The 13,396-nt window shown below is 49.2% G+C and carries 11 protein-coding genes; 4 read left to right on the plus strand and 7 right to left on the minus strand.

The genetic code is table 11. The features are described 5' to 3' along the window. Positions 1–99: 99 nt before the first annotated feature. The 5 genes from dapE to O3661_RS03080 form a co-directional block, all read right to left on the minus strand. Entirely contained in the window at positions 100–1,233 is a 1,134-nt protein-coding gene (dapE, locus tag O3661_RS03060) for a succinyl-diaminopimelate desuccinylase (RefSeq protein ID WP_314460116.1), read from the minus strand. Positions 1,234–1,344: 111 nt separating this feature from the next. After that, the gene (locus O3661_RS03065; RefSeq protein ID WP_049348245.1) at positions 1,345–1,965 is read right to left on the minus strand and encodes a glucose-6-phosphate 1-dehydrogenase family protein; all 621 of its coding nucleotides are present in this window, start codon (positions 1,963–1,965) and stop codon (positions 1,345–1,347) included. Positions 1,966–1,999: 34 nt separating this feature from the next. Then, positions 2,000–2,509 (minus strand): hemerythrin domain-containing protein, encoded by a 510-nt coding sequence (locus O3661_RS03070; protein WP_371492257.1) that lies wholly within the window; start codon positions 2,507–2,509, stop codon positions 2,000–2,002. Between the two features lie 92 nt (positions 2,510–2,601). Beyond that, a complete protein-coding gene (azu, locus tag O3661_RS03075) occupies positions 2,602–3,180 on the minus strand; it encodes an azurin (protein WP_003748712.1) in 579 nt (192 codons plus the stop codon). 291 nt (positions 3,181–3,471) lie between these two features. Further along, positions 3,472–3,894 (minus strand): DciA family protein, encoded by a 423-nt coding sequence (locus O3661_RS03080; protein ID WP_371492258.1) that lies wholly within the window; start codon positions 3,892–3,894, stop codon positions 3,472–3,474. Between the two features lie 154 nt (positions 3,895–4,048). Here O3661_RS03080 and secA point away from each other — a divergent pair, with 154 nt between their 5' ends. From secA to O3661_RS03095, 3 genes are all read left to right on the plus strand, one after another. After that, a complete protein-coding gene (gene secA, locus O3661_RS03085) occupies positions 4,049–6,802 on the plus strand; it encodes a preprotein translocase subunit SecA (protein ID WP_371492259.1) in 2,754 nt (917 codons plus the stop codon). A 132-nt stretch (positions 6,803–6,934) separates the two neighbouring features. Further along, the gene (gene aroC / locus O3661_RS03090) at positions 6,935–8,035 is read left to right on the plus strand and encodes a chorismate synthase (RefSeq protein ID WP_371492260.1); all 1,101 of its coding nucleotides are present in this window, start codon (positions 6,935–6,937) and stop codon (positions 8,033–8,035) included. A 117-nt stretch (positions 8,036–8,152) separates the two neighbouring features. Beyond that, complete coding sequence (locus tag O3661_RS03095) at positions 8,153–8,590, plus strand: ProQ/FINO family protein (RefSeq protein ID WP_063075611.1); 438 nt, start codon at positions 8,153–8,155, stop codon at positions 8,588–8,590. A gap of 346 nt (positions 8,591–8,936) precedes the next feature. Here the strand turns inward: O3661_RS03095 and O3661_RS03100 are convergent, their stop codons facing one another. After that, the gene (locus O3661_RS03100) at positions 8,937–10,511 is read right to left on the minus strand and encodes an inorganic phosphate transporter (protein WP_070584891.1); all 1,575 of its coding nucleotides are present in this window, start codon (positions 10,509–10,511) and stop codon (positions 8,937–8,939) included. Positions 10,512–10,664: 153 nt separating this feature from the next. Here O3661_RS03100 and O3661_RS03105 point away from each other — a divergent pair, with 153 nt between their 5' ends. Further along, entirely contained in the window at positions 10,665–11,768 is a 1,104-nt protein-coding gene (locus O3661_RS03105; RefSeq protein WP_371492261.1) for an anhydro-N-acetylmuramic acid kinase, read from the plus strand. 62 nt (positions 11,769–11,830) lie between these two features. Here O3661_RS03105 and O3661_RS03110 read toward each other — a convergent pair whose 3' ends face one another. Continuing rightward, complete coding sequence (locus O3661_RS03110; protein ID WP_250590611.1) at positions 11,831–13,390, minus strand: TerC family protein; 1,560 nt, start codon at positions 13,388–13,390, stop codon at positions 11,831–11,833. Positions 13,391–13,396: the final 6 nt, after the last annotated feature.

Consider the following 13,396-nt stretch of genomic DNA (forward strand, 5'->3'; position numbering starts at 1 on the left):
TTTAGTGAATAAATCGATTAATGACAATCAAGGCATTACCACAATGCATGCCAATTTTGATGAGGCAATACTCTTTCTGTCGTTTTCAGACGGCCTTTTTCACTTCAACAAGCGCTTCAACATACCTTCATACACTGCCGACAGCTTCGGAATATCTTCCAAACGTACGTTTTCGTTGATTTGGTGGATGGTCGCGTTGGACGGGCCTAATTCGATGAGTTCTTTGGCAATGGCCTTGATGAAGCGTCCGTCCGAAGTGCCGCCGGTGGTGGACAATTCGGCCTCAACGCCACAAATCTCGGCAATGGCTTCGCGTGCCACGTCGGTCAGTTTGCCCGCGTGGGTTAGGAAAGGTTGGCCTGAACAAGACCATTGCAAATCGTATTGCACACCGTGTTTGTCCAAAATGGCGTGGACGCGTTGTTTCAGCCCTTCTTCGGTGGACTCGGTAGAAAAGCGGAAATTGAATTTGACGTTCAGCTCGCTCGGAATCACATTGGTCGCGCCTGTGCCGCCGTTGATATTGGAAATTTGGAAACTGGTCGGCGGGAAGTATTCGTTACCCTCGTCCCAGACTTCCTGCGTCAGCTCCAGCAAGGCCGGGGCAAAAGTATGCACGGGATTGATGGCCAAATGCGGATAGGCAATATGGCCTTGCTTGCCTTTGACGGTCAGGTTGCCCGACAGCGAGCCGCGTCGGCCGTTTTTTAACATATCGCCCAATTTATCCACGGCAGTCGGTTCACCGACGATACAGTAATCAATCAACTCGCCGCGCGCTTTCAACACATCGACGACTTTGGTCGTGCCGTCCAGCGCATCACCCTCTTCGTCCGAAGTAATCAGGAGCGCAATGCTGCCTTGGTGGTCGGGATGCTCGGCAACGAAACGCTCACAGGCGGTAACGAAACAGGCAATGCTGGTTTTCATGTCCGCCGCGCCGCGGCCATACAGACGGCCTTCACGCTCGGTCGGTTCAAACGGTGGCGAATCCCATTTTTCAACAGGGCCTGTCGGCACAACGTCGGTGTGCCCGGCAAAACAGAACACCGGAGCCTGTGTACCGCGGCGCAACCAAACATTTTTGGTGTCGCCGAAATGAAGCTCTTCTACGGCAAAACCGATTTTTTGCAGGCGTTCGGCCAGCAGTCGTTGGCAGTTTTGGTCATCCGGTGTAACGGACGGGCGAGAAATCAGCGCTTTGGCAAGCTCTAGGGATTGGGTTTCGGTCATTGTGTTTACTTTGAAAAACAGGCCGTCTGAAACAGTCTGAATATAATTTTCAGACGGCCTTGAGTTTATTTGAAGATACTGAATGGGCGGTTTGTCTTTCTGCGTCCTGAGTTATTTTCCATGGCAAGCTTCATACAGCGGCAGTAAGTCTTCCACTGTTTCCACTATCCATTTCGCAACATCCTGCTTGCCCAAATCATCACGTTCGATGTGTTTGCCGATACAGAAGAAATCTTTATCGTCTCGAAGCTTTCTATCGCCGTCGCTTTGTTGGGCGACGGTACGGTAGTCGTCATATTCGCTTTCCGCACCGTGCCACATATCGAAGGAAGCGTATTTTTCGGTATCAAAATTATCCAGCCAGCGGTTGTAATCAGGCAGCGCAATGGGGGAAACATCGGCTTTATAGCAGTGCCAATCCAAGCTGACGCTCAAACGGCGGCGGTTGAGCAAAATCGATAAAATTGCTGCGGAATTTTTATATTGTTCGTATTTGAAATAGGCAAAGAAATGGGCGCGGACCTGCCAGCCGTTACACCAGCGTTCGATATGCGGCGGCGCAAACGGTGCACCCAATTCGGTGGCAACCTGCTGGATCAGCTGCTGCCATACCTGCCAGTTTTCTTTATAGTCGGCCTTAATTTGCGGAATACTTTCAGGCTGGTATTTTTTAAGCTGGGAAAATTGGAAAAAGGGAATATTGAACAAATCGCAACTTTTTGGGGTCAGCATAGTGTATTCCTTGAGACGATTGTTTCAGACGGCCTTATTTGCGGCGGCGTGCGGCCATAATTTCGCCGATTTCGGTCAGTTTTTCTTTGGGGATAAAGGTTTTGCCCATATCAAACAGCGGCTCTTCAATCGCCAGATGAACATCATATCCCGCGACAAAACGTTTGAATGCTTCCGCATCGGGGACATAGGCGTTGTCCGCTTCAAGCTTGGCAAATTCAGCCGCTACGCCGTCCCAGTTGTTGTGCAGGCTGATATGTTGGCGTAAAAGCTCGTCAACGCTTTCTTGAGCTTGCGGCGCATATTGCAATAGAAGCGGGAAGAAATTTTCTTCTTCGTCTTCATGGTGCAACGGCGCGGCAACATTAAAATATTGGGCAATCTGGCGGATGGTTTGCAAAACGATTTGATTGCAGCCGTTTTCGGCAATATAGTCCGACAACATGGCAACCTGGCTGCAGAAACGGCGCACTTTGCCATGACAGGCGTACAGCATTTCAATGGGTTCGGCAAAAGTAACGCTTTTGGTTTCAAACGGATTCATGGTTTTGAGGTTTTATTCTTAAATTAATGTTTCCAGATTATAACAAAACAGCCTGCGCAAGGCAGGCTGTCTGTTTTTAAGCTTAAAGCGGATTAGTCAACCAAAGTAACTTTACCGTTCATCAAAGCACCGTGACCTGGGAAGGTACAAGCGAATTTGTATTCGCCGCCAGCCAATTTAGCAGGATCCAGAGTCAGGGAAGCTTCTTCGCCGCCGCCAACCAGTTTGGTGTGGGCAACAACGCGTGCGTCGTCAGGTTTAACGTAGTCAGTTGCAGCAGCACCGGCACCGTCTTTGAAAATACCGTCCATGTCTTCGGCTTTACCGATGACGATGTTGTGGCCCATGCTTTCTTTAGGTTGGGTACCGGTGTGTTTCAAAGTGATGGTGAATTCTTTACAAGCTTTGCTTACTTGGATTTCTTTAGTGTTGAACTGCATAGCGTCGTTGGCTTCAACAGTAGTTGCGCAGTTGCCGGCAGCAGGAGCGGCGGCAGCATCGGCTGGAGCAGCTTCAGAGGCAGGAGCGGCATCGGCAGGTGCAGTAGTTTCTGCAGGAGCAGCTTCAGAAGCAGCGGAAGCAGCAGGTGCTTCAGCAGGTTTTGCAGCTTCTTGAGAGCATGCAGCCAAGCCGATAACGGCAGCGGAAATCAGAGCCAGATAAGCTTTCATTGATGTATCTCCTAATGATGAGAGTCTTGTTAAGTTCTATTAATAGAACCCGCGCGAATATATTAACAAAGGCAAATGTCAAACTTAAACTTATTCACGCAGAGTGATAAGAAATTCAGGCGTTATTTTGCTACAAACTTCACACGAAATCAAAATTTCAGGCCAAGTTTACATCAGTTTACCTAAAAGAAAACAGTTACTGTTTAGGTCGTATTTCTTTAGTATTAGATGCTATCGGTCAAATGAAATAAGTTTTAACATTTATTAACCATAATCTCATTCGGCATGATTTTAGCGGCTGTGCTTGCGTACCAATTCTGCCAATGCTGCTGCCAATTCGGGATGCTTGCCTTCCAATTTGGCCGCAGCCGCATCGAAGCTGTCCAAAGCAGCCTCGCTCAATCGCAAACTGTTGGTTTTCGGCTGAGGAGAAGGTTTGGGGACCACCCTGACCACCACTTCCCGTATTCCGTCATGCAATGCTTGCAACTTGGGTAACATGGCGGGCAGGATCATTTTTAAACGCGAAGCAGCCATATTGTTGGCGGCCAGCAAAACCAATCTTCCGTCTTCTACGCAGGCCGTCTGAAAATGCGGATGCAGGTTGGCCGGCAAAACCGTTTTGATTTTTGCATCCAATTTCCGCCATTGTTGCGATTGTTGCAACAAGCCCGCCAATAAATGATCGCGCTTGCCTAATTGTGCTAAATCCATATATTTCAGACGGCCTCTCAGTAAATTAACCAAACAATTACAATTGAAATACAGCAAAACTACCTTTATTTCAAACAGCATTACCGCGTTATACAAGCGCTTGTGTTAAAATCCCAATTTCGCCCACTATTATATCAAGGCGCAGGAATTATTCATGCTAACAAACATTGCTAAGAAAATCTTCGGCAGCCGCAACGACCGCCTGCTGAAACAATATCGCAAATCCGTTGCTAAAATCAATGCACTCGAAGAACAGATGAAAGCGTTGAGCGACGCAGATTTACAGGCCAAAACCGCCGAATTCAAACAACGCCTCGCTGACGGACAAACGCTAGATGATATTTTGGTTGAAGCCTTTGCCGTCTGCCGCGAGGCATCCCGCCGCGCATTGGGCATGCGCCACTTCGATGTACAGCTGATCGGCGGTATGGTCCTGCACCATGGCAAAATCGCCGAAATGCGTACCGGTGAAGGTAAGACATTGGTAGCCACCCTTGCCGTTTACCTGAATGCATTGTCAGGAAAAGGCGTACACGTCGTTACCGTCAACGACTACCTCGCCTCCCGTGACGCGGGCATTATGGAGCCGTTGTACAATTTCTTAGGCTTGAGCGTCGGCGTGATCGTAGCCGATTTGCAACCTTTCGAACGCCAAACCGCTTACGGTGCCGACATTACTTACGGTACAAACAACGAATTCGGCTTCGACTACCTGCGCGACAATATGGTGACCGACCAATACGACAAAGTTCAGCGCGAATTGAACTTTGCCGTTGTCGACGAAGTGGACTCCATTTTGATCGACGAAGCGCGTACGCCGCTGATTATTTCCGGCCAGGCAGATGACAACATCCAGCTCTACCGCGTGATAGATGCCGTTCCGGCCCACCTTATCCGCCAAGAAACCGAAGAAGGCGAAGGCGATTACTGGGTAGATGAAAAAGCACACCAAGTTATTCTGAGCGAAGCCGGTCACGAACACGCCGAGCAAATCCTGACCCAGATGGGCTTATTGCAGGAAAACGACTCGCTCTACTCTGCCGCCAATATTTCCCTGATGCACCACCTCATGGCGGCATTGCGTGCGCACACCCTGTTCCACAAAGACCAACACTACGTCATTCAAGACGGCGAAATCGTGATTGTGGACGAATTCACAGGCCGTCTGATGGCCGGCCGCCGTTGGTCCGAAGGCTTGCACCAAGCCGTTGAAGCCAAGGAAGGCGTAGAAATCAAACGCGAAAACCAAACGCTTGCATCTATTACCTTCCAAAACTACTTCCGCCTGTACAGCAAACTGTCCGGTATGACCGGTACGGCCGACACCGAAGCCTTTGAGTTCCAAAGCATTTACAACCTCGAAACCGTCATCATCCCGACCAACCGTCCTGTACAACGTAAAGACTTCAACGACCAAATCTTCCGTTCAGCCGAAGAAAAATTTGAAGCCGTCGTCAAAGACATCGCCGAATGCCATAAAAACGGCCAGCCGGTTTTGGTCGGTACAACCAGCATCGAAAACTCCGAACTGGTTTCCCGCTTGTTACACGAAGCAGGTCTGCCTCATAACGTTCTGAACGCCAAAGAACACGAGCGCGAGGCATTGATTGTGGCCCAAGCCGGTAAAGTCGGCGCGATTACCGTTGCCACCAACATGGCTGGCCGCGGTACCGATATTGTCTTGGGTGGCAACCTCAAACATCAAATCGAAGCCATCCATGCCGATGAAACCCTGAGCGAACAGCAGAAACAAGCACAAATTTCCGCCCTTGAAAGCGGTTGGCAAGCTGAACACGACCAAGTTGTGGCCGCAGGCGGTTTGCACATTATCGGTACAGAACGCCATGAAAGCCGCCGTATCGACAACCAGTTGCGCGGTCGTGCCGGCCGTCAGGGCGACCCCGGCTCCAGCCGTTTCTATCTGTCGTTTGAAGACCCATTGCTACGCCTCTTTGCACTCGACCGTGCCGCCGCCATCCTCAACCGCCTGGCACCTGAGCGCGGCGTTGCCATCGAACACGGCCTGCTGACCCGTCAAATCGAAGGCGCGCAACGTAAAGTCGAAGGCCGCAACTTCGATATGCGTAAACAGGTTTTGGAATACGATGACGTTGCCAATGACCAACGTAAAGTGATTTACCATCAACGTAACGAAATCCTGACCAGCAAAGACGTCAGCGATTTGACCCGCGAAATCCGCGCCGACGTTATCAGTGACTTGGTTGATTACCACATCCCACCTGACAGCATGGAAGAGCAATGGGACATTCCGGCACTGGAGCACCAACTTGCCGCTGATTTCCGCCTCCATGCCGATATTAAAGGCTGGCTGAAAGAAGACAGCACTTTGGACAACCAAGACATTAAAGAACGCCTCATCAAGCGCATCGAAGACGAGTATGCCGAAAAAGTCGAATTGGTCGGCAAACAGGCTATGTCTGACTTCGAACGCAATGTTATGCTGCAAGTTATCGACAACCAATGGCGCGAACACCTTGCCGCCATGGACTACTTGCGCCAAGGTATCCATCTGCGCAGCTATGCTCAGAAAAATCCGAAACAGGAATACAAACGCGAAGCTTTCGCTATGTTTGAAAACCTGTGGCGCGGTATCAAACAAAACATTGCCGCTTTGCTGACCGCCGTTCAAATCGAGCGCAACAGCGAATACGACCACACTGCCGCACAAAGCGTCAGCGATGTTCAAACTGTCCACTCCGATGCGCCTGATATGGAAGAATTGCTCGGTCAATCGCAAACCGATTTGGTTACTGAAGCGTTCGATCCAGACGGCACAGACTTCAGCCCTGAAGCGCTTGCACAAAACGGCCTGATTGTTCACCGCAACGATCCTTGCCCTTGCGGCAGCGGCCTGAAATACAAACAGTGCCACGGTAAATTAAACTAAGCAGTCATCTCAAAAGGCCGTCTGAACGGTGAAACGAGAATCTTTGATTCCGTTCTCACATCTGTTCAGACGGCCTGAGAATTATCCAAATAAACAAAAAATTTCCAAACCCAATTTCAAAAGAGTATCCCTATGGCAGGCAACACCTTCGGACAAATCTTTACCGTTACCACTTTCGGCGAAAGCCACGGCGCAGGCTTGGGCTGCATTATCGACGGCTGCCCATCCGGATTAGAATTGAGCGAAGCGGATATCCAATTTGACCTTAACCGCCGCAAACCCGGCACCAGCCGCCACGTTACACAACGCCGCGAAGCCGACCAAGTCGAAATCCTCTCCGGCGTATTCGAAGGCAAAACCACCGGTACCCCCATCGCCCTCCTGATCCGCAATACCGACCAACGCAGCAAAGACTATGGCAATATCGCCACCAGCTTCCGCCCCGGTCACGCCGATTACAGCTACTGGCACAAATACGGTACACGCGACTATCGCGGCGGCGGTAGAAGTTCCGCCCGCGAAACCGCTGCCCGCGTTGCCGCCGGAGCAGTTGCAAAAAAATGGCTGAAAGAAAAATTCGGCACTGAAATTACCGCCTATGTTACCCAAGTAGGCGAAAAAGAAATCCAGTTTGAAGGTTACGAATATATTTCCCAAAATCCTTTTTTTGCCGCAAACCAAAGCCAAATTGAGGACTTGGAAAACTATATGGACAGCGTGCGCAAATCATTGGATTCTGTCGGCGCAAAACTTCATATCGAAGCGGTTAACGTCCCCGTCGGCTTGGGTGAACCAGTTTTTGACCGCCTCGATGCAGAAATTGCCTATGCCATGATGGGCATCAATGCCGTCAAAGGCGTAGAAATCGGCGCAGGTTTTGATAGCGTAACGCAACGCGGCAGCGAGCATGGCGACGAGCTAACGCCACAAGGCTTTCTATCCAACCACTCAGGCGGCATCTTGGGCGGCATCAGCACCGGACAAGACATTCATGTGAATATTGCCATCAAACCGACCAGCTCCATCGCCACACCGCGCCGCAGCATTGATATAGAAGGCAACCCTGTCGAACTTGCCACACACGGCCGCCACGACCCCTGCGTCGGATTACGCGCCGCTCCGATTGCAGAAGCTATGCTGGCATTGGTCTTGATCGATCACGCCTTACGCCATCGTGCGCAAAATGCCGATGTTCAGGTTAATACACCGGACATTGCCAAATTGGAAAAATAACCGTTTATTTCTGAATATTCTCAGAAAAATTTAGCCAAATCACAGTCTTTATACTACAATAGCACCTTATTGCCGTATGACGAAAATACGGATTTATATTAGAGGAATACAACCGCAATGGCACAAGAAACCGCTTTGGGCGCTGCGCTGAAATCTGCCGTCCAAACCATGAGCAAGAAAAAACAGACAGACATGATTGCCGACCACATTTACGGCAAATATGATGTATTCAAACGATTCAAACCGTTGGCCGTCGGTATCGACCAAGACTTGGTTGCCGCCCTGCCCCAATACGACCCTGCACTGATTGCACGCGTACTGGCCAACCACTGCCGCCGTCCACGCTATCTGAAAGCCCTGGCTCGCGGCGGCAAACGTTTTGACTTGAACAACCGCTTCAAAGGCGAAGTCAGCGCAGAAGAACAAACCATCGCCCAACAGCACCCAGCCGTTCAACAGGCATTGGCTGCACAAGCCGAACGCCAAGCCGCTAAGGCTACCGCTGAAGCAGAAACAGCTCCTGTACAAGCTGAGACCAACGAAGCTGCTGAATAATGTTCAGACGGCCTGATAAGGCTTGCACTAAATAAATAGAGACCCCAATTCAATACGACATCTTTAACGTCGATGAATTGGGGCTTTTTTATTACCTTAACCTTATAGTAGGCTGATTAAAAATAGCTTTATTTGCCCTCACTACGCCAAGTTTTGAAACCAAAATCTTTTCTAAAATATTCCCAATAAGGTATTTCTCTATTACCTTGATTATTCTTGTATCAGTGTAAACATTAAACAGCATGATTTGTGCATCGTTCAAACAAACTGAAAGCTATCCCTTACAAAAATAAGTAAAGGCCGTCTGAAATCTCTTTCAGACGGCCTTTTGAAATCAAATAATCAATTAAAACACGGCCTGCAAAACCAAATAGCTGACAACAGACAAAACGGCAGCAGCAGGCAAGGTAATTACCCAAGCAAGGCCGATCGGTTTCATCAATTTCCAGTTGGCATTGCGGTTAACCAAGCCGATACCCAAAACTGCACCCACCAAAATATGGGTACTAGAAACAGGCAAGCCCATAAATGATGCGGCCATCACGACGGCGGCAGCAGAAAGCTCGGCTGAGAAGCCTGACGCTGGGTGCATTTCTGCCAAGCTGGTGCCTACGGTTTTAATCACTTCTTTACCGACAAACCATAAGCCGACGATCAAAGCGATACCGAAAGTCAACATGGCAATTGGCGGCACGGCGTTTTGAGCGGTAATGCTGTTGGTACGCAACACATCCATAATCGCGGCAAACGGACCAATCGCATTGGCAATATCGTTCGCACCATGGCTGAATGCGAAACCGCAAGCGGTAAATACCTGCATCCATGAGAACATTTGGAAAGTCGATTTATCCAAATCTTTGCGTTTCAAACTTTTGGCAAATACAAACGTACCCATCCAAATAGCCGCGCCGATCATGAAAATGGTCAGGAAGCTGTTGACGTTGCTCATACCCAAATGCAGATTTTTCAGACCTTTGAAAATCAACATGGCCGCAATCATCATGCCGCCGACAGAAGCAATAAACGGCACCCAGGAATGCAGGGCTTTGTAAGAATCTACTTCGCCCTTACGGCTGTCAAAGCGGTGCAGACCGCGATAATACTCAGACTGCAATTCTTCAGGATCAAAGTCCGGCTCATCATAAATTTGGGCATCGTGCGCCATTTTGGTGGCGTATTCGACTTTTTCAGATTCACTCAAGGCTTCAAAAAACAGGCGGTGTTCTTCTTTATAGGCTTTCTTCTCCAACTTGATGCCTTTGAGCGTATTATCGGCCCAAGAGTTGTAGTCCAAAACGTTTTTCTTAATTCGTGAAAACAATAGATAGGAAACGATGCCACCCAATACGGGAGACAAAATCCAAGACAAGGCAATTTCGCCCAACTTGTCCCATTGAATCAGCGCAACGGAATCCACACCGTTCAATGCCGCCATACACAAGGCACTACCGACGATACCGCCGATAATGGCATGTGTCGTGGAAACCGGCAGGCCTTTGCGTGATGCGAAAAGCAGCCACAATGCCGCAGCCAAGAGCGCAGACATCATAATAAAGACAAACTGCATCGGATCCAGATGCATGCCATTCAAATCGACAATACCCTTACGGATAGTATCTGTTACCTCGCCACCGGCAATCACTGCGCCGCTGACTTCAAATACTGCCGCAATCAGCAAGGCTTGCGGAATGGTCAAAGTGCCGGAGCCGACACTTGTACCGAAAGAGTTGGCAATATCGTTGCCACCCACATTAAACGCCATGAAGACGCCGAAAAAGGTAGCAAGGATAAACAGGCCGGAGTGGTTGTAGTGGGTATAACCCAGGCCCCAATAAATAAAATAGCCGACCATGCTCACAAGCATAGCGGCAAAAACCGTATTAATCAGCTTCAAGTTCGCACTCGACTGAGTTTGAGCCATGGAAAGTTTCCTTTTGGAAAACATGTTGAGTCGCGTTATTTTAACCTTTTTGTAATCTTTCTTGCACCAACTATTTACATTAAATGCCGAAATTCCCGTAAAAACGTCAAAAGGCGTTAAAATGTCGTTTTACCTTCTCTTTCTGTAACCGAAATGCAACCCCAATATTATATCGGTATCATGTCAGGAACCAGCATGGACGGTGCCGATGCCGTACTGATTCAAATGCAGAGCAAGCAATGGCAACGAGCCGTTGCCCACAGCTTTCTACCCTATTCAGACGGCCTGCGCCAAGAATTGTTGGCACTGCAAGACATAGGCAAAAATGAATTGCACAGAAGCAATATCCTAGCGCAAACACTCAGCCGCCTATACGCCCAAACCGTCCAACAACTATTGGCAGAACAAAACCTGTCGGCCAAAGACATTGCCGCAATCGGCTGCCACGGACAAACCATCCGCCATGCGCCTGAACACGGTTACAGCATTCAACTGGTTAACCTCTCCCTGTTAGCTGAACTGACCGGCATTTTCACTGTCGGCGACTTTCGCAGCCGCGACCTTGCCTGCAACGGTCAAGGTGCACCCCTCGTCCCAGCCTTTCACGAAGCGCTGTTTCGAGATGTGAATGAAACCCGAGCCGTACTCAACATTGGAGGCATTTCCAATATCAGCATCCTCCCGCCCGACAGCCCTTCTTTCGGCTTCGATACCGGCCCCGGCAATATGCTGATAGATGCATGGATGCAACATATCTGGCAGCAGCCTTACGACAAAAACGGGGAAAAAGCCGCACAAGGCAAAATCCTCCCCGACCTGCTCGCTAACCTGCTCGACCATCCTTACTTCAGCCGCCCTTATCCCAAAAGTACAGGCCGAGAGTTGTTTTCCCTAAGCTGGCTTCAAGGCCATCTGAAAGGTAATGAAAAGCCGGAAGATGTGATACGCACATTGGTCTTTTATACCGCACAAACCATTTTTGATGCGACCAAACAAGCTGCTCCGGCGATTCATAATCTTTACATCTGCGGCGGCGGCATCCGCAATCCGGTTTTGATGCAAGACTTGGAAACCCTGTTTTCTCCCGACACCAAATTGTACAGCACAGCCAAGCTCCATCTTGACCCGCAATGGGTCGAAGCCGCTGCTTTTGCCTGGCTTGCAGCCTGTTGGTGCAATCAAGTTCCGAGCAATCCCTACCATGCGACGGGCGCACATTCACACCGAATTTTAGGCTCAGGACATTACGGCAACTAAAGTTGAATCAATAAAAAGGCCGTCTGAACATTTTCAGACGGCCTCTACTAATTAGCCTTCACTTATTCTTCTTCCGGCAAACGGTTGATTTTCACACGGGCAATCCGTTGTCCGTCTTTTTCAACCACTTCAAAACGCCAGCCGTGATAATCGATGAAATCGCCTACATCAGGAATACTTTGCAATTCTTCCATAATTAAGCCGGCAACGGTATGAAAGTCAGCGTCTTCCTCTTGGGCAGGCAGATTTAATTGAGAAGCCAATTCCACATACTCCAATGCACCATCCACAGACAGCGTTTCATCCTGACTGGCTGGAGCAGCCTCTTCTTCCTCACGCTCAAACTCTTCGGGGAACTCACCTGCAATGGTTTCCAACAAATCTTTCATGGTCACCATACCCAACACCGCGCCAAATTCATCCACCACCAAGGCATAATCCGCGCTGCTTTGACGGAACAATTCAATCGCATTTAACGCCGTCGTACTGTCCGGCAAAATCAATGGCTGGCGCAAGGCCGTCTGAATATTGATTTCTCCCGATTCAAGCAGCTGGTTCAGCAAATCTTTTTTACTGATATAGCCCAAAGGCTCATCTACACCTGCCTTACCGACAACCAACAAACGGCTATACGGCGTATTTTTCAACTGCGCATTTTGTTCTTCCCGACTTTGGGAAATATCCAATTTCTCAATTTCCCGACGCGGAATCATCACGCCCATAATCGGACGCTCCGCCAAAGTCAGCACGCTACGAATCATGGATTTTTCGTTTTCTTCAAAATGCTCGTCATCGCCGCCGTTATCGCCTGCTTTTGCCAAAATGCTTTCGCGGATACCCATCATACCCAACACATTTTCAGCGGTACGCTTACGCCAAGAAGTGCTGATGTAGTCATTTTTGCGGGCATTCTTTTGCGAAACCTGATTAAACAGCTCGATCAAAATCGAGAAACCGATCGCCGCATACAAATAGCCTTTCGGAATATGGAAATGGAAGGCTTCCGCAATCAGACTAAAACCAATCATCAACAAGAAACCCAGACACAACATTACAACGGTCGGATGCTTGTCCACAAATGCAGTCAACGGTTTGCTGGCAGAAATCATCACAGTCATCGCCACAACAACCGCCCCCATTGCCACCACAATATGATCCACCATCGCCACTGCCGTAATAACAGAATCGATAGAGAAAACCGCATCCAAAATCAAGATTTGCGCCACAACGCCCCAAAAAGCAGAATGCTTCTTCTGCCCTTCAGCAACAGCAAATTGATTGTGGCCTTCAAGTCGTTCGTGCAGCTCGGTAGTCGCTTTATAAAGCAGGAAAATACCGCCGGCAAACATAATCATGTCTTTGCCGGAAATCTCCAGGCCGCCCAGCTCAAACAAAGGGCGCGTCAGCGTCATGATGTGCGCCATAAAGCCCAGCATGAAAATCCGAATAACGACAGCCAAACCCAAGCCCGTTATCCGCGCCCTATCCCGTTGCGACGGTTTGACCTTGTTTGCCAAAATCGCTACGAAAACAAGGTTATCAATACCTAAAACAACTTCCAAAACCAGAAGCGTGGCAAAGCCTATCCAAGTATGCGGCTCGGCCAACCAACTGAAATCCATAATGAT

It is taken from the genome of Neisseria sp. 20925_1_37, assembly GCF_041433255.1.
GTDB lineage: Bacteria > Pseudomonadota > Gammaproteobacteria > Burkholderiales > Neisseriaceae > Neisseria > Neisseria flavescens_D.

Coding starts and splice junctions, on each gene's coding strand:
- azu (WP_003748712.1), bottom strand. CDS start 3,180: ATGAAAGCTTATCTGGCTCTGATTTCCGCTGCCGTTATCGGCTTGGCT.
- O3661_RS03065 (WP_049348245.1), bottom strand. CDS start 1,965: ATGCTGACCCCAAAAAGTTGCGATTTGTTCAATATTCCCTTTTTCCAA.
- secA (WP_371492259.1), top strand. CDS start 4,049: ATGCTAACAAACATTGCTAAGAAAATCTTCGGCAGCCGCAACGACCGC.
- O3661_RS03095 (WP_063075611.1), top strand. CDS start 8,153: ATGGCACAAGAAACCGCTTTGGGCGCTGCGCTGAAATCTGCCGTCCAA.
- O3661_RS03110 (WP_250590611.1), bottom strand. CDS start 13,390: ATGGATTTCAGTTGGTTGGCCGAGCCGCATACTTGGATAGGCTTTGCC.
- O3661_RS03070 (WP_371492257.1), bottom strand. CDS start 2,509: ATGAATCCGTTTGAAACCAAAAGCGTTACTTTTGCCGAACCCATTGAA.
- O3661_RS03100 (WP_070584891.1), bottom strand. CDS start 10,511: ATGGCTCAAACTCAGTCGAGTGCGAACTTGAAGCTGATTAATACGGTT.
- dapE (WP_314460116.1), bottom strand. CDS start 1,233: ATGACCGAAACCCAATCCCTAGAGCTTGCCAAAGCGCTGATTTCTCGC.
- O3661_RS03105 (WP_371492261.1), top strand. CDS start 10,665: ATGCAACCCCAATATTATATCGGTATCATGTCAGGAACCAGCATGGAC.
- O3661_RS03080 (WP_371492258.1), bottom strand. CDS start 3,894: ATGGATTTAGCACAATTAGGCAAGCGCGATCATTTATTGGCGGGCTTG.
- aroC (WP_371492260.1), top strand. CDS start 6,935: ATGGCAGGCAACACCTTCGGACAAATCTTTACCGTTACCACTTTCGGC.